This is a genomic window from Nonomuraea turkmeniaca (genome assembly GCF_005889735.1).
In the GTDB taxonomy this organism is placed as follows: Bacteria; Actinomycetota; Actinomycetes; order Streptosporangiales; family Streptosporangiaceae; genus Nonomuraea; species Nonomuraea turkmeniaca.
The window spans coordinates 1-21,337 of sequence record NZ_VCKY01000184.1 but is presented as its reverse complement, the minus strand read 5'-3'; the positions used below and the strand labels follow the sequence as shown (position 1 = coordinate 21,337).

18 protein-coding genes are annotated in these 21,337 nt (G+C 71.1%); 9 read left to right on the top strand and 9 right to left on the bottom strand.

Annotation, left to right across the window (positions count from 1 at the left end):
• Positions 1-6: 6 nt before the first annotated feature.
• Positions 7-1,026, bottom strand: coding sequence for a LacI family DNA-binding transcriptional regulator (locus tag ETD86_RS38900; protein WP_138671648.1), 1,020 nt, complete (start codon positions 1,024-1,026; stop codon positions 7-9).
• A gap of 97 nt (positions 1,027-1,123) precedes the next feature.
• On the opposite strand from ETD86_RS38900, the gene ETD86_RS38895 reads away from it, so the two are divergent.
• Genes ETD86_RS38895 through ETD86_RS38875 form a run of 5 tightly spaced genes read left to right on the top strand, consistent with a single transcriptional unit; the run spans position 1,124 to position 5,689 of the window.
• Positions 1,124-2,353: an amino acid ABC transporter substrate-binding protein gene (locus ETD86_RS38895; RefSeq protein WP_138671647.1), complete on the top strand. Its 1,230-nt coding sequence runs from the start codon at positions 1,124-1,126 to the stop codon at positions 2,351-2,353.
• A complete protein-coding gene (locus ETD86_RS38890) occupies positions 2,347-3,228 on the top strand; it encodes a branched-chain amino acid ABC transporter permease (protein WP_138671646.1) in 882 nt (293 codons plus the stop codon). Before ETD86_RS38895 ends, ETD86_RS38890 begins: the two co-directional genes overlap by 7 nt.
• A complete protein-coding gene (locus tag ETD86_RS38885; RefSeq protein ID WP_211370589.1) occupies positions 3,212-4,201 on the top strand; it encodes a branched-chain amino acid ABC transporter permease in 990 nt (329 codons plus the stop codon). Before ETD86_RS38890 ends, ETD86_RS38885 begins: the two co-directional genes overlap by 17 nt.
• Entirely contained in the window at positions 4,198-4,941 is a 744-nt protein-coding gene (locus tag ETD86_RS38880; RefSeq protein ID WP_138671645.1) for an ABC transporter ATP-binding protein, read from the top strand. The genes ETD86_RS38885 and ETD86_RS38880 overlap by 4 nt, the downstream gene beginning before the upstream one ends.
• A 19-nt stretch (positions 4,942-4,960) precedes the next feature.
• A complete protein-coding gene (locus ETD86_RS38875; RefSeq protein WP_138671644.1) occupies positions 4,961-5,689 on the top strand; it encodes an ABC transporter ATP-binding protein in 729 nt (242 codons plus the stop codon).
• Here ETD86_RS38875 and cydB read toward each other — a convergent pair.
• The 8 genes from cydB to ETD86_RS38835 form a co-directional block, all read right to left on the bottom strand.
• On the bottom strand, positions 5,686-6,567 hold the full coding sequence (gene cydB / locus ETD86_RS38870; protein ID WP_138671643.1) for a cytochrome d ubiquinol oxidase subunit II: 882 nt from the start codon (positions 6,565-6,567) through the stop codon (positions 5,686-5,688). The two genes, ETD86_RS38875 and cydB, sit on opposite strands and share 4 nt — an antisense overlap.
• Positions 6,568-6,581: 14 nt before the next feature.
• On the bottom strand, positions 6,582-7,928 hold the full coding sequence (locus tag ETD86_RS38865; protein ID WP_138671642.1) for a cytochrome ubiquinol oxidase subunit I: 1,347 nt from the start codon (positions 7,926-7,928) through the stop codon (positions 6,582-6,584).
• Positions 7,929-8,146: 218 nt separating this feature from the next.
• Positions 8,147-10,507, bottom strand: a complete 2,361-nt coding sequence (gene cutA / locus ETD86_RS38860) for an aerobic carbon-monoxide dehydrogenase large subunit (protein ID WP_138671641.1) — start codon at positions 10,505-10,507, stop codon at positions 8,147-8,149.
• A complete protein-coding gene (locus ETD86_RS38855; RefSeq protein WP_138671640.1) occupies positions 10,504-10,980 on the bottom strand; it encodes a (2Fe-2S)-binding protein in 477 nt (158 codons plus the stop codon). Before ETD86_RS38855 ends, cutA begins: the two co-directional genes overlap by 4 nt.
• Positions 10,970-11,842 (bottom strand): FAD binding domain-containing protein, encoded by an 873-nt coding sequence (locus ETD86_RS38850; RefSeq protein WP_138671639.1) that lies wholly within the window; start codon positions 11,840-11,842, stop codon positions 10,970-10,972. The genes ETD86_RS38855 and ETD86_RS38850 overlap by 11 nt, the downstream gene beginning before the upstream one ends.
• Complete coding sequence (locus ETD86_RS38845; protein WP_138671638.1) at positions 11,839-13,251, bottom strand: uracil-xanthine permease family protein; 1,413 nt, start codon at positions 13,249-13,251, stop codon at positions 11,839-11,841. The genes ETD86_RS38850 and ETD86_RS38845 overlap by 4 nt, the downstream gene beginning before the upstream one ends.
• A gap of 144 nt (positions 13,252-13,395) precedes the next feature.
• Positions 13,396-13,605, bottom strand: a complete 210-nt coding sequence (locus ETD86_RS38840) for an RNA-binding S4 domain-containing protein (protein WP_138671637.1) — start codon at positions 13,603-13,605, stop codon at positions 13,396-13,398.
• Positions 13,606-13,616: 11 nt separating this feature from the next.
• Positions 13,617-15,224 carry a PucR family transcriptional regulator gene (locus ETD86_RS38835; protein ID WP_138671636.1) on the bottom strand — a complete coding sequence of 536 codons (1,608 nt, stop codon included), beginning with the start codon at positions 15,222-15,224 and terminating at the stop codon, positions 13,617-13,619.
• A gap of 130 nt (positions 15,225-15,354) precedes the next feature.
• On the opposite strand from ETD86_RS38835, the gene ETD86_RS38830 reads away from it, so the two are divergent.
• The 4 genes from ETD86_RS38830 (at position 15,355) to ETD86_RS38815 (ending at position 21,112) form a co-directional block, all read left to right on the top strand.
• Positions 15,355-16,215: an oxamate carbamoyltransferase subunit AllH family protein gene (locus ETD86_RS38830; protein ID WP_246148895.1), complete on the top strand. Its 861-nt coding sequence runs from the start codon at positions 15,355-15,357 to the stop codon at positions 16,213-16,215.
• The gene (locus ETD86_RS38825; RefSeq protein ID WP_138671634.1) at positions 16,212-17,546 is read left to right on the top strand and encodes an AllF/FdrA family protein; all 1,335 of its coding nucleotides are present in this window, start codon (positions 16,212-16,214) and stop codon (positions 17,544-17,546) included. The genes ETD86_RS38830 and ETD86_RS38825 overlap by 4 nt, the downstream gene beginning before the upstream one ends.
• Positions 17,543-18,931, top strand: coding sequence for a YlbE family protein (locus ETD86_RS38820; RefSeq protein WP_138671633.1), 1,389 nt, complete (start codon positions 17,543-17,545; stop codon positions 18,929-18,931). The genes ETD86_RS38825 and ETD86_RS38820 overlap by 4 nt, the downstream gene beginning before the upstream one ends.
• Positions 18,932-19,174: 243 nt before the next feature.
• Positions 19,175-21,112 (top strand): serine/threonine-protein kinase, encoded by a 1,938-nt coding sequence (locus ETD86_RS38815; protein WP_170223489.1) that lies wholly within the window; start codon positions 19,175-19,177, stop codon positions 21,110-21,112.
• The last annotated feature ends 225 nt before the right edge of the window (positions 21,113-21,337 follow it).

The window sequence follows — 21,337 nt, the reverse complement described above, 5'->3', positions numbered from 1 at the left end:
AGATGTTTATAAGAGACAGGTGGAGGCGCGGATGACCAGCTCGTGAGGGGTACGGCGGCGGCGCGGGCGGGAGGCCGGCGGCTTGAGCACCAGCTCCAGCGCCTGCTTCCCCATGCCGACCATGGGCAGCCTGATGGTCGTGAGGGCCGGGTAGACGTCGCGCGCCACCGGCACGTCGTCGAACCCGGCCACCGAGATCTCCTCCGGCACCCTGCGGCCGTCGTTCAGCAGCCACGACAGCGCGCCCACCGCCATCGGGTCGTTCAACGCCACCACCGCGGTCACGTCGGGACGCGCCCGCATCAGCCGTGCGGTCGCCGCCGCGCCGCCCTCCCTGGTGAAGTCCCCGTGCACGACCGGGACCGAGCGCCAGTCGAGCCCGGCCACGTCGAACGCCGTGCGCAGGCCCGCCAGCCGGTCCGCGACCGTGGTCAGGTTGGCCGGGCCGCCCAGCACGCCCAGCCGGCGATGGCCCAGGTCGAGCAGGTGCCGCATGAGCGTGACCCCGCCGCCCGCGTTGTCCGGCAACACCGCGTCCACCGGCAGGTGGTGCCGGCCGATCACGGCCACCCGGCCGCCCGCCGCCGTGTACGAGCGCACCTCGGCCGCGATGTCGATCTCGGTCGCCGCCTCGATGTAGCCGGATCCCGCCAGCACGATCCTCGTGACCCGATGGGCCCGCAACGCCCGGATCCTGCGCAGCTCCGCGCCGGGGTCGCGCCGGGTCTGACTGATCAGCGCCAGGTAGCCCAGGCTCTCGGTCTCGTGCAGCACACCCCTGGCGATCTCGCCGAAGTACGGGTCCCCGACGTCGTGCACGATCAGCCCGACCATGGACGCCTGCCCGCCGGCCAGCGCCCGCGCGTGGCTGTTGGGCACATACCCCACCTGGGAGGCGACCGCCTGCACGTGGGCCGCGACCTGAGGGCTGACTCCCGTGCTGCCCGTCATGGCCCGCGAGGCGGTGGCGAGCGAGACTCCCGCGGCTTTGGCGACGTCCACGAGGCGGGGCGGCCGATCTGCCATACGAACCCCCTTGTCCGGGGCTGAATCCCGTGTAATCGTAACCGAAAGCGCTTCCGAAAGCGCTTACGCGGCGCCTCTCCAGACGGGGGTCTCCTCGATGGCAAGAGTTCTCAAGGGCTTGGCGGTCATCTCGATCTGCGCGTTAGGACTGACCGCCTGTGCCAAGACCGACGAGCCCGGCGGCGCCCAGACGCCGGGCCGGCAGACGGGGCCGGTGAAGATCGGCATCTCGCTTCCGCTCACCGGTGACTTCTCCGAGCCCGGCAAGGGCATCCAGGAGGGTTACCAGGTGTGGGCCGACCAGGTGAACGCCAAGGGCGGCCTGCTGGGCAGGAAGGTCGAGCTGATCTTCCGTGACGACGCCTCCGACCCCAACCGGGTCAGCTCCGACTACGAGTCGCTGATCACCCAGGACAAGGTCAACCTGGTGTTCGGGCCGTTCTCGTCGCGGCTGGTCATCCCGGCGGCGAAGGTGGCGGAGTCGTACAACATGGTGTTCGTGGAGCCGGCCGGGGCCGCCAAGGAGGTCTTCGAGCAGGGCTTCAAGCGGCTGTTCTACGCGGCTCCGGCGATCGCCAGCGATCACTACAACTATCTGGCCGACTACATACTCAAGCTGCCCGCCGACCAGAAGCCGAAGACGGCGGCGTACGCGAGCCTGGACGACCCGTTCGCGCAGGGCACCGCGTACGGGCTGCGCGACAAGCTGGCCGCGGCCGGGATCAAGACGGTGGTGGACGAGGTCTACCCGCCGGAGACCACCGACTTCGCGCCCATCGCCGCCAAGATCGCCGCCGCGAAGCCGGACATCGTCGTGGGCGGCACGCAGTTCGAGGACTCTGTGGGCCTGGTGCGGGCGCTGCAGGAGCTGAAGGTGCAGCCCAAGCTGGCGGCGTTCTCGACGGGACCGACGCTGGCCGAGTTCCCCGCCGCGGTGAAGGGGGCGGTCGAGCACATCATCTCGCCCGTCGGCTGGTCCGCGACCGCCACGTTCACCGGCAACCAGGAGATGGTCAAGCGGTACAAGGAGATGTTCGGCGGCGAGGCCAACGAGGACGCGGCCAACGGCTACACCGTCGGCCAGATCGTCGAGGCGGCCGTGACCGCGGTCAAGTGCGTGGACCCGACCAAGGAATGCCAGGACAAGCTGGCCGACCACATCAGGCAGGGCACGTTCGACACGGTCGTGGGCCCGCTGTCCTTCGACGACCAGGGAAGACCCGAGCAGGCGCACATGATCCAGCAGTACGTCGACGGCAAGGTGCAGATCGTCCTGCCGGAGAGCGCCAAGACCGCCGACATCGTCTACCCGAAGAAGGAATGGTGAGCCTGCTCCTGCAGGGACTGGCCCTGGGCGTGCTGACGGGCGGCCTGTACGCCCTGCTCGCCTCGGGCCTGTCGCTGTACTTCGGCGTGATGCGGGTGGTCATGGTGGCGCACCCGGCGTTCCTGTTCCTGGGCGCGTACCTGACCTACACCGTGCACACCGTGTTCGGCCTCGACCCGTTCCTGGCGCTGCCGGTGACGGTGCCGCTGTTCTTCGTGCTGGGCGTCGCGGTGCAGCGGCTGCTGATCGCGCGGCTGGCGCCGGAGAACCTGGCGATGATGTCGGTGCTGCTGACGTTCGGCATCGCGCTGACGATCGAGGGCCTGCTCGGCACGTTCTACACCGGCTCGTACAAGTCGGTCAGCATGGAGTACGCCACCCGGTCCCTGACGGTCGCCGGCGTGCACCTCCCCTACGACAAGATCATCGCGTTCTGGGTCGCCGCGATCACGCTCGTCGTGCTGTTCGCGGTGCTGGTCAAGAGCCGGTTCGGGCAGTCGCTCCGGGCCACGATCCAGCACCGGGAGGCGGCCAGGCTGGTCGGCATCCACACCGAGCGGGTGGCCGGCTACGGCTTCGGCGTGGGCCTGGCCACCGCCGCCGTGGGTGGCACGGTGCTGGCGTTGATCACGCCGTTCTTCCCCGCCTCGCACTGGGTGTGGATCGGCAAGCTCATGGCCATCATCGTCGTCGGCGGCCTGGGCAGCGTGATCGGCGCGGCGCTGGCCGCCGTCCTGCTCGGCGTGGTCGAGGGCCTCGTGCTGGTGACCGTTGACGCGACCTGGGCCACGATGATGTTCTACGTCTTCCTCTTCCTGGCCCTGCTCGTGCGCCCCCAGGGGTTCTTCGGAGGCCGGCTTGCGCATCGCTTCTAGAGGACTCCCGCTGCTGGTCGCCGCGCTGGCGATCGCCTACCCGTTTCTGGTGCCCAACTTCTACCTCGTGTACGCGGGCGCGCTGACCGTCATGTACGCCGCCATGGCGACCTCCTGGAACCTCCTGGGCGGCTTCACCGGATACGTCTCCCTCGGGCACTCGGCGTTCTTCGGCCTCGGCGCGTACGGCACCGGCCTCCTCGTCGTCCGGGCCGGGGTTCCGTGGGTCGTGGCGCTGCTGGCGTCGGCGCTGCTGGTCACCGTGTTCGCCGTGGTCGTCGGCATCGCGGCGGTCCGGGTCCGCGGCGCGTCCTTCGTCATCGTCTCGATCGCGCTGGTGTCGATGATGAACCTCGTCGTCCAGGGTTGGCGCTCGCTCACCGGCGGCTCCACCGGCCTGCAGGTCCCCTCGCCCTTCCCGGACCTGCACCGCGGCCAGACCCACATGGTGTTCTTCTACCTGTTCCTGGCGCTGCTCGCGCTCGCCCTGGCCTCCTGGTGGTACGTCTCCCGCTCCCGCTTCGGCGCAGGCCTGCGGGCCATCAGGGAGGACGAGGACAAAGCCGAGTCGCTGGGCGTGCCGACCGCGGCGTACAAGGTGACGGCGTTCGCCCTGTCCGCCCTGTTCGTGGCGCTGGCGGGCGGGCTCTACGCGGTCTGGTTCGGCAGCCTCGACCCGATCTTCGTCTTCTCCATCCTGATCGGCTCGTACATGGTGCTGATGAGCCTGCTCGGCGGCGTGCGCCATCTGTTCGGCCCGCTGCTCGGCGCGCTCATCGTGGCCCCGGCGGGGGAGTACTTCCTGATCGCGCTGGGCGAGACGCAGATCCATCTGACCGCGACCGGCCTGGTGCTCGTGCTGGTCGTGTTGTTCATGCCGGACGGCATTCTCGCCCGGCTCACCAGGCGGCGCGCCGGGCCGTCCATCCCCGACGAGACGGCCGAGCAGCGGCTCCAGGGGGTGGCCCAATGAGTGACACGGCGAGCTCGCTGCGTACCGAAGGGCTGAGCAAGTCGTTCGGCGGCGTGCTCGCCGTGGACGGCGCGACCGTGGAGCTGCGGGACGGGAAGATCAACGGCTTGATCGGACCGAACGGCTCCGGCAAGACCACGTTCTTCAACCTCATCACCGGCATGATCAAGCCGGACGCGGGCCGGGTGCTCTACCGCGGCCGCGACATCACCCGCCACTCGCCGCACCGCATCGCGCACGCCGGGCTCGGCCGCACCTTCCAGCTCTGCCGGATCTTCCCCCGCCTGACGGTCCTGGAGAACATGCTGGTCGCCGTCCGCCGCACCCGCCTGCGCGAGCTGCTGGCCGGGCTGCGCGACAAGGGCGAGGTCGAGCGGGCCCGGCACTGGCTGCGCAGGATGGGCATCGAGCACCTGGAGGACGCCGAAGCCCGCGACCTGTCGTACGGCCAGCAGAAGCTCCTGGAACTGGCCGCCGTTCTCATGGCCGAGCCGGAGCTGGTGCTGCTCGACGAGCCGGCGGGCGGCGTCAACCCCGCGCTGATCGACCGGATCGTCTCGCTCGTGCGCGACCTCAACGCGGAGGGCCGCACGTTCCTCGTCGTGGAGCACAACATGGACATGGTGATGGGCATGTGCGACCACGTCATCGTCTTCGACCGCGGCGCGCCCATCGCCGAGGGCCCGCCGTCCGCGGTGCGGGAGGACCCCAAGGTGCTGGAGGCGTATCTCGGTGTCTGAGAGGAGGGTGAGCGACCACATGAACACCGTCCTGTCCCTGGAGGACGTCGAGGCCGGGTACGGCAGGGCCGCGCTCGTGCTGCGCGGCCTGACCGTCACCGTCCGCGCCGGCGAGGTCGTCTGCCTGGTCGGCCCGAACGGCGCCGGCAAGTCCACCGCGCTCAAGGTCGCCAGCGGCCTGCTCACGCCCCGCTCCGGCCGCGTGCTCCTGGCCGGCCAGGACGTGACGGGCCTGTCGCCGCAGCGCCTGCTCGGCCTCGGCCTCTCGCATGTGCTGCAGGGCCACAGCGTCTTCCGCGAGATGACCGTGGCGGAGAACGTGCGCCTCGGCGGGTTCACCGTCCGCGACCAGGCCCGGCTGAACGCCCGCATCGAGACCGTCAAGGAGTTGTTCCCGGTGGTGGCCGAGCGGTGGGGCAGCATGGCCGGGCTGCTGTCCGGCGGGCAGCAGAAGCAGGTCGAGTTCGCCCGCGCGCTCATGCTGGAGCCGAAGGTGGTGCTGCTGGACGAGCCGTCCATGGGCCTCGACCCGCGCAACACCCAGGTGGTCTTCGACCAGATCGACCTCATGCGCCGGACCGGCGTCGCGGTGCTCCTGGTGGAGCAGAACGCGCGCCGGGCCCTGGAGATGGCCGACGTCGGCTGCGTGCTCGACCTCGGCCGCGTGCACATCACCGGCCCGGCGCGTGAACTGGCCGCCGACCCCCGCCTCGGCAAGCTCTACCTCGGCGGCGCGCCTGCCACTTAGATGGGGGCCACCTGAACGCGCTTCCTGAACACCCAGTACGTCCACCCCTGGTAGACCAGCACGAACGGGAGCGCGATCAGTCCGATCCAGCTCAGCATCGTCAGCGTGTACGCCCCGGAGGCCGCCTCCGCCAGCGTCAGCCCGGGCAGCGGCTGCTGCCGCAGCTCCATGAACACCGCCAGCGTGGTCAGGACGATGGCCGCCGCGGTGGCCCCGAACGCCCAGCCCTCCCTGCGCCGCCAGATCAGCGCCGTCGCCGCGGCCAGCGCCGCCATGGCGGCCAGCGCGGGGAGCGTGCCCAGGTTGGACAGCGCGAACACGGCCACCGGGATCACCACGGCGCCGGCGGCCAGCACGGTGGCGCGGGCGCGGCGGCGTACCGGGCCGGTGGTCTTGAGCGCCAGGAACACCGCGCCGTGCAGCGCGCACACCGCCAGCGTGAACATGCCGCCGAGCACGGCCGCGGGCGCGCTGTCGAACAGCAGGTCGGCGAAGACCGCGCCCCACAGGAACGCCGGCAGGCCGCTGCCGACCATGATGCCCAGGTCGCACCAGCGCGGATCGTCGACCTTGCCGCGCCACTCCAGGCCGACGCCGCGCACGATCAACCCCACCAGGATCAGCGTGACCTGCAGGTAGAACGCGCTGAACAGGCCCGCGTACCAGGCGGGGAACGCCGCGAACATCGCGCCCACCGCGGTGATCAGCCATACCTCGTTGCCGTCCCACACCGGGCCGATGGTCTGCAGGCTCTGCCGCTGCTCGGCGGAGCTCCTGCTGACGAGCGGCGCCAGCAGGCCGACGCCGAAGTCGAAGCCCTCCAGCACGAAGTAGCCCGTCCAGAGGAAGGCGATGATGACGAACCAGAGATCGATCATGATGGTGTCCCTCCTCAGTACATCAGCGACGGCTCGAGCCGCTCGGTCTTCTCGGTGACGGGTTCGGGCTCCTCGACGCCCTTGCGTACGTGCCTGGTCAGCAGCACGGCCTCGGCCACGGCGAGCACTCCGTACAGCGCCGTGAAGATCGTCAGCGATGTGGCCACCTCGGCGAGCGTCACCCCTGGCGACACGCTGGAGGCGGTCAGCAACTCGCCCGCGACCGTCCACGGCTGGCGGCCGATCTCACTCAGCAGCCACCCGGCGATCACCGCGGCCGACGGCAGCGGCAGGGCGAGCAGGAACGCTCGCGACAACCACCGCGGGAACCCGCGCTTGCGGCGGGTCAGCCACAACCCGAGCACCGACAGACCCACCGTGGCCAGCCCGAAGACGATCATCACCCGGAACGACCAGAACACGATCGTCTGGTCCGGCCGGTAGTCGCCGGGGCCGAACTGCTGCTCGAAGCGGCGCTGCAGGTCCTCGGTGCCCTGGACGGTGGCGTTGAAGTCGTTGGTGGCCAGGAAGCTGAGCACGTTCGGGATCTCGATGCCCGGGGCGATCGAGAACGCCGCGCCCGCGGTGTCGCGCTCCAGGCCCTCGGCGGAGGCCAGCTTCATGGGCTGCTGCTCGTACATCAACTTGGCCGACATGTCGCCGGTGCCCGCGACCACCGCCCCCGCGATGGCGGTCATCACCAGCGCCGCCCGCGCCGCGCTGCGCCACATCTCGGCGCGCGTCTTGAGCAGCCAGTAGCCGCTCACGGCCAGCACGAAACCGCCCGCCACGACGAACGCCGCCCCGATCACGTGCGGCACCTGGGCCAGCGCCGTCGAGTTCGTCAGCACCGCCCACAGGTCCGTCATCCTGGCCTTGCCGTCCACGACCTCATAGCCCACCGGGTGCTTCATCCAGGCGTTGGCCGCGAGGATGAAGTAGGCCGACAGGTTGGACCCGATCGCCGCCGCCCAGATGCACGCCAGGTGCACCTTCTTCGGCAGCTTGTCCCACCCGAAGATCCACAGCCCCAGGAACGTGGACTCCATGAAGAACGCCAGCAACGCCTCCATCGCGAGCGGCGCGCCGAAGACGTCGCCGACGAATATGGAGTATTCACTCCAGTTCATGCCGAACTGGAACTCCTGCACGATGCCGGTCACCACGCCCATGGCGAAGTTGATCAGGAACAACTTCCCGAAGAACTTCGTGAGCTTCAGGTAGTGCTCTTTCCCCGTGCGGTGCCAGGCCGTCTGCAGGCCGGCCACGAAGATCCCCAGACCGATGGTCAGGGGCACGAACAGAAAGTGGTACACGGTGGTCACCCCGAACTGCCACCGCGCCAGGTCAAGTGCGTCCATCTTCCCCGTCGACTCCTGAGCTCTACAAGCTGTAGTTCATCTACTAGCAGTAGTACTACAAGCTGTAGAGCAATGCGATGCGACCTTGGTCACATCGCTCCGCATGCTGGTTGCCGGGTATCGAGGATGCCTGGTGGAGGCGGGTCGGGGCGTCCCCCGCCGGGTTGATTCCCGTGTACCCCATCCGGCGGACCCGCGCGCCGATCAGGGCGTCCAGATCACCGCGCGTGGGCGGTACGCAGGCCGAAGAGCTCGGACGGGGAGATGGGCATGCGGTCGATCGCGATGCCCTCGGCGTCCTCGATGGCCGAGGCGATGACGGCGGACACGGGGATGACCCCGGCCTCGCCCGCGCCCTTGATGCCGAGCGGGTTGAGCGGCGACGGCGTCTCCAGGTGGGCGGTCTCGATGTGCGGCACCTCGGTGGCGTACGGCATGAGGAAGTCCATGAAGGAGGCGTTCACGAGCTGCCCGTGCGAGTCGTACACCATGCGCTCGTAGAGCGCGCCCCCGACGCCCTGCGCCACTCCCCCGTGGATCTGCCCCTCCACGATCATCGGATTGATCAGCCGCCCGCAGTCGTGCACGACCGCGTACCGGACGATCCTGATCTCGGCCGTGTCCGGGTCGGTCTCGACGACGGCCGCGTGCATGCCCGCCGCGAACGTGGACCGGATCGGCGAGTAGTAGTCACGCCCCTCCAACCCGGGCTCCTCGCCCTCGGCCACCGGCGGCCGGTCCGGGGAGGCGGTGCCGGAGAACTGGGTGGCCTTGGCGGTCTCCTCGTCGAAGGCGTACCGCAGCGGGTTGGCCAGCACGGCGACCGTGGACAGCGGGATGGACGCGGTCGGCGCGCCCACCACGTGCACCACGCCGTCGGTGATCTGCAGGTCCGACGGGTCGGCCTCGAGCGCGCCGGCCGCGATGCGCAGCGCCTTCTCACGCACCTTCCTGCAGGCCAGCGCGATGGCGTTGCCGCTGACGACGGCCGCGCGGGAGGCGAACGTGCCGACCGCGTACCCGAACCTGCGCGTGTCGCCGGTGACCACGCTGATCCGCTCGATGGGCACACCGAGCTCGGTGGCGGCGATCTGGGCGAACGCCGTCTCGTGCCCCTGGCCCTGCGAGGTGAGTCCCGTGGACACGTGCACGCGACCGTCGGAGGTCACCTGCACGTGCCCGCCCTCGTACGGCCCGACGCCGGTGCCCTCGACGTAGCACCCGATCCCGATGCCACGGCCGGGCGCCCGCACGAAGTCGTCCCAGCCGATGAGCTCCTTGATCATGCGGAGCATCTCGGGATAGTTCCCACTGTCGTAGATCAGCGGCCGCCCGTCCTGGAACGTCATCCGCTGGTCGTACGGGAACTCCTCGGGCTGGATGAGGTTGACCGCCCGCACCTCGGTCCGGTCCTTGCCCAGGTATCGGGCGATCTTGTCCATGGTGCGCTCCATGCAGAACACGCCCTGCGGGCGGCCCGCGCCCCGGTACGGGGTGACCTGCACGGTGTTGGTGTAGACGGCGCTGAACTCGACCCGGTACGCCCCGAGCTTGTACGGGCCGAGCAGCTGGGTCGAGGTGACGATGGGCACGATGATCCCGTACGGGGTGTAGGCCCCGTGGTCGTGCAGGATCGTCACGTCCAGGCCGAGCACCCGCCCGTCGTCGTCGAACCCGGCGCGCACGTACTGCACCTGCCCGCGCTCGTGCGCGGAGGAGATGAAGTGCTCCCTGCGGTCCTCGCTCCATTTGAGCTCGCGGCCGAGCGTCATGGCGGCCCAGGGGATGAGGATCTCCTCCGGCCACGGGTGCACGATCTTCACGCCGAACCCGCCGCCGACGTCGGGCGCGATCACCTCGACCTGCGGCAGCGGCAGGCCGAGCGCGGCGGCGACGGCCATGCGGACGCTGGTGGAGGTCTGGGTGCTGGAGTAGACGCGCAGGTCGTGGCCGTCCCAGCGGGCGTACACGCCGCGTCCCTCCAGCGGCATGCTGGCGCTGCGCTCGATGTCGAGCCGGAACGCCAGGGTGTGCGGCGCGGTCTCGATGGCCTCCCGCGCGCCGCGCCCGTCGGCGGCGGCGACCTCCTGGACGAGGTGGGCGCCGACGTTGCCGGGCACGTCGTCGTGGACGAGCTGGGCGCCCTGGACGGCCTCCTCCAGGCCGACGACCGGCTTGAGCGGCTCGTAGTCGACCTCGATGAGCGCGCAGGCGTCCTCGGCGGTGTACCTGTCGGCGGCCACGACCATCACGACCGGCTCGCCCACGTGCCGGACGACGTGCCTGGCGAGGGGGTACGCGGTGCGCCCGTGCGTGAGCGCCGGGTGCGGGATGAGGAGCGGGAGCGCGCGGCCGACCCGTTCGGGCAGGTCCTCCCAGGTGTAGATGGCGACCAGCCCCGGCACGTCGAGCGCGGGCCCGACGTCGATGTCGCGGATGCGGGCGTGCGCGTGCGGCGAGCGCACGAACGCGGCGGCGAGCGCGTCACGCCCCAGGTCGTCGAGGTAGCGGCCCTGTCCGGTGAGCAGCCGGGGGTCCTCCCGCCGCGCCACGGGCTCCCCGAACAGCCTCGTCGTCATGATTCCTCCGCCAGCAGCTCGGCGGCCCGGTGGACGGCCTTGACGATGTTCTGGTAGCCGGTGCAGCGGCACAGGTTGCCGGAGACGCCCTCCAGCACCTCCTCCTCCGTCGGCGCCGGGTTCTCCGCGAGCAGGGCGGTCACGGTGCACAGGAATCCGGGTGTGCAGAAGCCGCACTGCAGGCCGTGGCACTCGGCGAAGGCCCGCTGCACGGGCGAGAGCCGGTCCGGTCCGGCGAGGCCCTCGACGGTGGTGAGCTCACGGCCGTCCACGGTGACGGCGAACGTCAGGCACGAGCGCACCGGCTGCCCGTCGAGCAGCACGGTGCAGCAGCCGCAGACGCCGTGCTCGCACCCGACGTGGGTGCCGGTCAGGCCGAGGTCGTGGCGCAGGCAGTCGGACAGCAGCCGGCGGGCGGGTACGCTCACCCGCCTGGCGACGCCGTTCACCACGAGCGTGATCTCATGCTCCACGGATGGCCGCCCCCTCCCGCGCCGCCTTCCACAGTGCCCGCTCGGCGAGCACGCCCACGAGATGCCTGCGGTAGGCCGCCGAGGCGTGGATGTCGTCCTCCGGCTCGACCGCGCTCTGGACGAGCCGCCCCACCTCGGCCCAGTCGAGCTCGTGAACGGGACAGTGCCCGCTCGCCTCGCTCACGTCCACGACCACCGGCACGGGGCCGACACCGATGCAGGCGACCTTCGCGGCGGTGACGTAGGCCTCTTCGTCCAATGTCACGACGGCGCAGACGCCGGCCAGCGCGTAGTCGCCGTGCCTGCGGGCGACCTCCTCGAAGGCGTCTCCGGTCCGGAAGCCCAATGCCGGGAAGAATGCCGACACGGCCAGCTCGCCCGGCTGGACCGCCGACTCCATGGGGCCGGTGAAGAAGTCCGCGGCGGGCACGTCCCGCACCACCTGGGTGTGTCCCTCCCAGCGGGCGACCCGGACGGAGCCGCCCAGGACGGCCAGCACGGCAGGCAACTCGGCGGCGGGGTCGGCGTGCACGAGGCTGCCCACCACGGTCCCGCGATTGCGGATCACCGGATGAGCGACCAGCTTCAGGGCCCGGGTGAGCAGCGGATGCGCGCCGGCCCGCTCGACCTCGGAGTGCCGGGCCAGCGCACCCACCCGCACGCCCGCCTCGGTGACGTCGATGCCGCCCAGCGACGCCACCCGGTTGATGTCGACGAGATACTCAGGGGCCGTCAGCCGCATGTTGAGCATCGGGATCAGGCTCTGCCCTCCGGCCAGCACCTTGCCCCGGACCTCGGCGAGGGTCCGCAACGCCGCGCCGAGATCGCCCGGGGCGTGGTACTCGAACGGCGGCGGCTTCACCCGGCCTCGCTCCTCGCCGGCTTGAGCGACCTGCCGGCGATGGCCCGCAGCAGGTGGTAGCCGCCCAGCACCACGATGGTGCCGAGCGCGATGCCCTCCAGGATGAACTCGCCGCCGATGAAGTGGCTCACGGGTCCGATGGCCAGGATGATGCCCGCGCCGATGGGGACCATGTTGACCGGGTCGGCGAAGTCCACCCGGTTCTCGATCCAGATCTTCGCGCCCAGCAACCCGATCATGCCGTACAGGATGACGGTGACGCCGCCGAGCACGCCGCCCGGCGTGGCCGCGACCAGCGCCCCGAACTTGGGGACCAGCCCGAAGAAGATCGCGATGACGCCGGCAATGTAGTAGGCGGCCGTCGAGTAGACCCTGGTGGCGGCCATGACGCCGATGTTCTCGGCGTACGTCGTCGTCGGCGAGCCGCCGACCGCGCTGGTGACCACCGTGGCGACGCCGTCGGCCACCACGGCCCGCCCGACGTACGGGTCCACGTCCGCCCCCGTCATCTCACCCACGGCCTTGACGTGCCCGATGTTCTCCGCGATGAGCGCGATGACCGCGGGCAGCACCAGCAGCACGGCCGAGAATCTGAAGTCGGGGCCGTGGAAGTTCGGCAGGCCCCACCACTCGGCCTTGGCCACGCCGGAGAAGTCCACCCGGTCGTGCGGGAAGGCCGTGGCCACGCAGTACGTCCCCTCGACCGGGCAGGCGTTGCCCGCCGCGTCCCGAAGGTTCTGGCCGGGCAGCACGGACGTGACCGGCCCGGCCGCCCGGTCGAGCAGCCACGACAGCACGAACCCGGCGACGAGCCCGATCAGCACGCCGATCCGCCCGATGAAGCCCTTGAACAACACGATCACCAGGAAGGTGATCACCATCGTGATGAGCGCGACCCAGTGGTCCTGCGGCCAGTAGACGTCCGCCACCACGTACGCCAGCCCGAACCCGATCAGCATCACCACCGCGCCGGTGACCACGGGCGGGAAGACCTTGTGGATGATCTCCACGCCGAGGAAGTGGATGGCCAGGCCGGCCAGCGCCAGCACGAGCCCGGCGACCAGGATCGCGCCGGTCACGATCGCGTCCGCGCCGGCGGTGTCGCCGCCCGCGGCCGCCCTGATGGCGAACACGCCGCCCACGAAGGACGCGCTGGTGCCCAGGTAGCTGGGCACCTTCCCCTTCACGATCAGCAGGAACAGGATCGTCGCGACGCCCGACATCATCACGGCGACGTTCGGGTCCAGCCCCATGACGATGGGGAAGACGAACGTCGCTCCGAACATCGCGATCACGTGCTGCGCGCCGAAGCCCACCATTCTGGGCCAGCTCAGGCGCTCGTCGGGCTTGACCACCTCGCCAGGTGCCAGGTGCTTGCCGTCACCGTGCTTGGTCCATCCCCAAACCATGAGAAGGCCCCTTTGTGCTGGTTTTTTCGCTGAGCCGGCGCCACGTCCGTTGCGGGCACATTAGGCCCGCCCGGACACTCCTACACGGGCATGATCTGCCAAATCTGCGCCGATCACCAGTGAAACCTCGCGCACACGCCAGAACTATGCGACGTGAATCGCGAATCCATCCCCGCTGACGACCTGCCCTGACCGGATTTTGGCGGTCTTGCGCAGCTCGACCTCTCCGTCCACGAGCACCATGCCCTCGGCGATCAGGTGCTTGGCCATGCCACCCGTTTCCGTGATCCCGCAGTACTTCAGCAGGTCGCACAGCGGGATGTAGTCGGATTGCAGTTCGAAGTCCAGGTCCACGAGGCTCCAGCCTAGATGCCCCGCATACGCAACACGTGCAGGGCCAGGGTCAGGTTGAGCCGCAGGTGCGGGTCGTCGGTGAAGTTGCCGAGCAACCGCTCCAGCTTGCCGATCCGGTAGCGCAGGGTGTTGTAGTGGAAGTGCAGCCGCCTGGCCGTCTCGGCCACGTTGAGGTTCGTCTCCAGCAGCACCTGCAGCGTACGCCGGAGGTCGGCGTTCTCGGCGTCGTCGTCGGAGGCCAGCGGCCCGAGTGTCTCGCGGACGAACGCGTGCAGCTCGTCGGTGTCGTTCACCAGCGACAGCAGCCGGTAGACGCCCAGCTGGTCGAAGTGCGCGACCGCGCCGGGACCGTGCAGCTGGCGGCCCACCCTGGCCGCCTTCAGCGCCTGCGAGTACGCCTCCGGCAACGTCTCCGCGCCAGGGCTGGGCCGGGACGTGCCGGTCGAGAACGTCGCGGGCGGCACGTCGGCGAAGGCCGAGGCCGCGTCCTTGGCCACCCGGGTGGCATCGATCGCGGCGTCGACCACGGCCACCACCTCGTGCGAGAACCCGGCCACCGCGCCGCGCGGGTCGTGCCGCCTGATCGCCGCGGTCCAGCACGACACCAGCCGGTCCTGCGCGCTGCGCTCGTCGCCGTCGGGGTCGAGCTCGGCCACCAGCACGGTCACCGGTCGCGACAGGTCCCATCCGAACGCCCTGGCCCGGGTTGTGATCCGCTCGATGGTGCCGGCCCGGCCGGTGAGCACGTCGCGCAGGAAGTCGGCGCGGTATTTGCTCTCGACGGCGTTGACCGCCTCCTGCCGGGTGACGACGAGCGCGGCGACGGTGGCGGCGCGCTCCAGGATGCCGACGTCGCCGTCCCTGATCGCGCCCGACGGGCTGTAGGCGACGATCCTGCCGTGGTGGTGCCCGCCGGCGAGCACCGGCACGGAGGCGAACGCCCGCCCGCGCCCCGACGTGCGAGCCGGCGAGGTCGGCGGGCCTTCGTTGGAGATCGACTCGCGCAGCACGGCGACCTGGTCGGCGGGCCCGGCGGTGGCCAGCACGTGGCCGGCGCCGTCCACGGCCGCGACCGACACGTCGAGCAGTTGAGCCACCTCGGCGGTGACCTCGCCCAGCCCGCCGCCGGCCAGCACCACCTGCACCATCGCCCGGTGCGCCTCCTCGACGCGGGCCAGCATGGCGGCCTGGCGGTTGAGTATGTCGGTCAGCACCTGGTTGAGGATGTCGTCGAAGCCGACGTCGTTCGGCAGCAGGATGAGCGGGAAACCGAGCCGGTCGGCCTGCTCGACCATCTCGTCGGGCAGTTCGTCGACGTACCGGCCGAGCTTGATGGCGAGGGCGGCCAGACCGCGCTCGTCGAGGTCGGCCACGAGCCGGCCGAGCGACTGCGGCGTGTTGCGCAGCGGGTAGCCGGTGGTGAGCAGCAGCTCGTGCGGCTTGACCCAGGCCAGGATGTCGGGGACCTCCATGACGTTGAGACGCTGGACGATGCGCCCGAGCCCGCTCTCCCCGGCGATGAGCCTGGCCTCCGCGAGGGTCGACACGCCCAGCACCTCTTCCACTGACACGCCATGGATGATCGTTCCGGTGCTGGCGAGACGGACGGGGGGCTCCATGGGGAAATTGTGACCCGGGAAGCGGTCTGTCAGGAAGAGCCAACCTTCCCGCTGACTGTTGGCAAATTTCTCCGTACGGAGGGTTCCCGGCCCGTTCTACGGTCAGGTCCAAGGTCGGTTGGGAGGTCCGGTGACGGTCAGTACTCGCGCGCGGCGTACCCGCATCCATGTCACGGGCGCGGCCAGCACGGCGGTACGGCCCGTCCTGGAGTCGCCGCGCCGCCCCGCCCGCGTGATCGCCGCTTTCCCCGCAGGCGTGTACCTGGAGGTCAGGACCGATCTGGAGCCGTCGGTGATCGCCGTCATCACCGGCGCGGCCATCAGGCTCCCGAACTCGGCGCTGCTGGCGGGCCCGTTGCCGCACGTCACGGTGGGTGACGAGGCGTCGGTGGGCGACCGCGCGATCGACTTGGGGCCCTTGAGCCTGAGTGTGCGCCGCTGGTGGGATCCGGCCCCGTCCCTGGCGCCCGCTGAGCCGGGCTCTCTGGCCGGAGCCGCCGCGATCCTGGCCCGGCCCGCCGAGCCGCGGCCCGGTCTGGACGGCAACGGCGCGGTCGCCTCGCTCAGCGCCGCCTGCGCGACAGGGTGGCTGCTGGGGGTCGTGACGGCGGCCGAGCAGCTGATCGGGCTCGGGCCCGGGCTCACGCCGAGCGGTGACGACGTGCTGGCCGGCCTGCTGGTGACGTTGCGGCACGTGGGCCGGGCCGCGAGGACGGAACGGGCGGTGTGGCTGGCGGACTGGCTGGGGGCGACCGTCACGTTCGACGCGCGCACCCGTACCACTCCCCTGTCGGCCACGCTGCTGCACTGCGCGGCCAGGGGCGAGGCCAGCCCCGAGGTGCTCGCGGTGCTGCGCGGCGTCACCGGTGAACAGGCACTCGAACCGGCACTGAACCGGCTGCGCCGCCTCGGTCACACCTCGGGCGCCGACCTCGCCCAGGGCGTCGCCATCGGCGTGCGGGCCGTCCTGTCCCTGGGCGGGCGGCGATGAGCACGGAGGCGGTGCTGGTCCGCAAGGGCGCATACTACGACTCGGTCCAGCTCATGCGGGTCAGCCGGGCGCTGGCGGACACGCCGGGCGTCGAGGCGGCGATGGTGGCCATGGCGACGGACCTCAACGTGACCGTCATCAGGGATCTGGGCTTCACGGTCCCCGAGGCCGGGCCTGGCGACCTGCTGATCGCCGTCCGGGCGCACGACACGAAGGCGGCCGTCGCGGAGGCGGACCGGCAGCTGACCACGCTGGAGCGTCCTGGGACGGCGACCTCGCAACCGCCGCTGACCACCCGCTCGGCGGCCGCCCGCGGTCCGGCCGATCTGGTCCTGGTCTCGGTGCCCGGGGAGCACGCCTTCTGCGAGGCGCACGACGCCGTCCTGGCCGGCCTGCCCGTCATGATCTTCAGCGACGGGGTGCCCGTCGCGCAGGAACGGTGGCTCAAGGAGCTGGCGGAGGAGCGGGACGTCCTGGTGATGGGCCCGGACTGCGGCACCGCCTCGATCGGCGGCGTCGGCCTCGGCTTCGCGAACGTCCTCTCCCCCGGACCCGTCGGCGTGGTGGCCGCCTCGGGCACCGGCGCCCAGCAGGTCACCTCGCTGCTCGACTGGGCGGGCGCGGGCGTCAGCCACATCCTGGGCGTGGGCGGCAGGGACCTGTCGGCCGAGGTGGGCGGCCTGTCGACGCTGCGTGCCCTGCGCATGCTCGACGAGGACCCGGCCACCGACCTGATCGTGCTCATCTCGAAACCGCCCGCCCCCGAGGTGGCGCGGCTGGTGGAGGAGGCCGTGGCCGGGCTGCGCACGCCGGTGATGTCCGCGCTGCTTCCCACCGACCTCACCGAGGCGGCGGAGCAGGCGCTGCGCGTTCTCGGCAGGTCTGTCCCCGAGTGGCCGTCCTGGCCGGGCGCCCTGCGAGAGGCCTCGGGGAAGACGCTCAAGGGCATCTACGCCGGGGGCACGCTCAGCCTGGAGGCCGCGGCGGTCGCCGGCCAGGGCGACTTCGTCGACTACGGCGACGACGCCTACACCAGGGGACGGGCGCACCCGATGATCGACCCGACGCTGCGCGTCGAGGCACTTTCGCGGGCCGGCGGGACCGACGTGGTGCTCATGGACGTCGTGCTGGGCCATGGCGCCGACCCGGACCCGGCCGCCTCCCTCGTTCCCGCCATCGCCCACACCCCCGCGGCCGTCGTGGTGTCCCTCGTCGGCACCCTGGGCGACCCGCAGGACCTGCACCGCCAGGCGGCCGCGCTGCGTGCGGCGGGTGCCGCCGTGTTCGTGTCCAACGCCCAGGCGGCCCGGCATGCCAGGAGTCTCGTATGAGCCCGTTGTCCGCCCCGTCCAACGTGATCACGGCCGGCGCGGGGCTGCTCGACGAGGCGCTGGCCGCGCAGGCCGTGCCGACGACGCCGGTGGACTGGCGCCCGCCGCTGCCCGGCACCGCCGAGGCGCTGGTCAAGGTGCTGGCCGACCCGCGCAGGCAGGCGGCCAACGAGCTGGCCGCGCGCCGGCTCACCTCCGCGCGGCCGTATCTCGTGGGGGTGCGGCGGGCGTCGGAGGTGCTGCCGTCGGGCACGTTCCTGCACGCCGGCCCGCCGATCACGTGGGAGCGCGCCTCGGGGCCGATGCGCGGCGCGCTGATCGGCGCGATGTTGCTGGAGGGCCTGGCGGGCGACGAGCACGACGCGGCGGTCGGACTGGCGGCCGGCGAGATCGCCCTGCGGCCCTGCCACGAGCACGCCTCTGTGGGGCCCATGGCGGGCGTGGTGAGCCCGTCCATGTGGATGTTCGAGGTACGCGACGAGGAGCACGGCGGCACCGCCTACTGCTCGCTGAACGAGGGTTTGGGCAAGGTCCTCAGGTACGGCGCCTACGGTCCCGAGGTCCTCGACCGGCTGCGCTGGATGGACACGGTGCTCGGCCCCGCGCTGGCCGCGACGCTGGAGCGGACCGGCCCGATCGACCTTCGCTCACTGATCGCGCAGGCCCTGCAGATGGGCGACGAACTGCACAACCGGAACCGCGCGGCCACCTCGTTGCTGCTGCGCGAGCTGGCCCCGGCCGTGGTCGAGTCCGCCCCCGCGCGCGCCGCGGAGGTGCTGCGCTTCATCAACGGCAACGACCACTTCTTCCTGAACGCCGGCATGGCCGCGGCCAAGGTCAGCACGGACGCGGCCCGCGACATCCCCGGCTCGACCATGGTCGTCGCCATGGCCAGGAACGGCACCGACTTCGGCGTCCAGGTCTCAGGGCTCGGCGGGCGCTGGTTCACCGGCCCCGCCGGGGTGCCCGACGGGCTCTACCTGGGCTCGTACGGCCCCGAGGACGCCAACCCCGACATCGGCGACTCCACGATCACCGAGACGTCGGGGCTGGGCGGGTTCGCGATGGCGGCCTCCCCGGCCATCGTCCGGTTCGTGGGCGGCGAGGTGGCCGACGCGGTGCGGGCCACCCGCTCCATGTACGAGATCACGCTCGCCGAGCACCCCGCGTACCAGATACCCGGTCTCGGTTTCCGCGGCACGCCGGTCGGCATCGACGTCACGCTCGTCGCGAGGACGGGCCTGCTGCCCGTGGTCAACACCGGCATCGCGGGCCGCGTCGCTGGAACGGGCCAGGTCGGTGCGGGCCTGGTCAAACCACCTGCCGAGGCGTTCACCAGCGCATTGCTGGCCCTGTCCGGCGCAGTAAGTGATCCATTTGAATAGCCCTATAGCTGCACGTCAGTAGCGCTGTAAAGGGACATCAGCTTCCCTTGTGCATTCGGCGCCGATATCGTATCGAACCTCAATAATCTGCAAGTAGCGTGAACACGCACGTGACGGATGAGGCGAGATGGGGGCAGGAAGATGGCAGCCGACCGCTTGCTCAGCGGGCCCGGCGGAGAGGGAAGTGCCCCGAGCGGCCCCCCGCAGAGCCAAGGCCGCCTGATCGGCAGGCGATACCGACTCATGTCGCCGGTCGGCAGAGGCGGCATGGGCATGGTGTGGCACGCCCACGACGTCCTGCTCGACCGGGACGTGGCGGTCAAGGAGCTGATCCTCCCGTACGGGCTCGACCACGCGGGCAAGCAGGTGGCGCACCGCCGCATGCTGCGCGAGGCCAGGTCGGCCGCGCGCCTGACGCATCCCGGCATCGTGACCGTGCACGACGTCGTCGAGGAGGACGGCCGCCCCTGGATCGTGATGGAGCTGGTCCGGGCGTGGTCGCTGGAGCAGGCGGTACGCCAGAGCGGGCCGCTCCCGGTGATCCAGGCCGCCGAGATCGGCATCCGCGTGCTCGACGCGCTCATGCACGCGCACGCCGCCGGGATCCTGCACCGCGACATCAAGCCGGGCAACGTCCTGCTGACCCAGGACCGCGTGGTGCTGACCGACTTCGGCATCGCCGCCATCGAGGGCGACGTGAACATCACGCAGACCGGGGTGCTCATGGGATCCCCGGCGTACATCCCGCCGGAGCGGTTGTCCGGGCAGCCGATCGCGCAGTCCGCCGACCTGTGGTCGTTCGGCGCGACGTTGTACGCGGCCGTCGAGGGGCGGCCGCCGTACGAGGGGCCCGACCCGGTGGCGGTGCTCGGCCAGGTGCTCACCCAGCCCCCGATCACCCCGCAGCGCGCCGGCTCGCTGATGCCGGTGATCGAGGGCCTCCTGCGCAAGAACCCCACGGAGCGGCTGACGGCCCCGCAGGTCATCGAGATGCTGGAGGCGGTGCTCCGGGCCCACGGCTCCGCCCGCCCGCGCAAGCCCGAGACGCTGCCCAGCCCGGTCGACCCGACGCCAGCCGGGCTGCTGCCCCCGCTCGACACGCCGTCGGGGCCGATGCCGTCGCGGATCGTGGAGACGCCTTCGGGGCCGGTGCGCGTGCCGTACGACCCGTTGAGCAGCCCGTCGGGCGGCCACTCGATGCCGTACGACGGGCTGTCCACCCCGTCGGGCAGCCACCGGACCGACCAGCTGCCGACCTCCTACGGCACGGGACCGCAGGTCCCCCAGGGCTTCTCGACGGGCCCGCACCGGATGGCGAGGCGTGACCTCGACGACGACCTGGACAGCCCGTCGGGACCGCGCCCGCAGCCGATCCTGCCGCTGACCTCCGACAGCCGCTCTTCCACGACCTCCGGCGCGACCCCGTGGCCGCTGGCCTCCGCCGACGACCTGCGCGAGCAGTCGCGTGACCTGTCGCACGACATCAGCAACAGCCGTCTCGCCGTCCTGCCGAACGTGTCGCCGCGCACCGGCAAGAGCAGGCGCAGGGCGGACGAGGACGAAGGGCCCTGGATGCGCGACGGGCGGCCCACGCCGCTCACGATCATCAGCTCGCTGCTGGCGGTGGCCGTCGTCATCGGCGCTGTGATGGTCATCCTGTCGGGCGGCGGCGGTACGCCCCAGGCCGGCCCGAGCACGCCGGCCACCACGTCCACCGGCAAGACGCTGCAGGCCGACCCGTCGGTCGTGCCCGAGGGGTACAAGGAGCACACGCCGGCCGGTTTCTCCGTCGCCGTGCCCCAGGACTGGAAGCTGGCCGCGTCGGGCGGCGAGGCCACGTTCACCGGGCCGAAGGACTCGGGCATCCAGGTCCTCGTGGAGGAGGCGACCCCGCAGGCCGACGGCGGGCTGTCGGAGCTCGGCAGGCTGGAGGCCGACGGCGGCCGGGAGAGCTACATCCAGGTGCAGCTGCAGGCGGTGGACTACCGCGGCTGGAAGGCGGCCGACTGGGAGTACACCTACACCACCGCCAACGGCGTCCCGATGCATGCGCTGACCAGGTACGTCACGATCGACGACACCACCGCGTTCAAGATCACGTTTGACCTGCCCGAGCTCAAGTGGGACGACCAGGCGGACACCCGGCAGGTCTTCCTGGACACGTTCAGGAAGACGACCTAGTGCCGCATCATCTTGGGTTTGCCCCGTTTCGTGGGGACACGCCGATCAAGGTCCCACCGCGGTCGGCGTGATCGCCTCAGACTCTGTTCGTGGCGGAGCGGGTTCGCGTACGCGAGATCGATGACGACGAGGGAAACCGACTGCTGCGCATCGTACGGCGTGGCACTGGCTCGGTGGTGACCTGGCGGCGAGCGCAGATGGTGCTGCTGTCGGCCCAGGGCATGA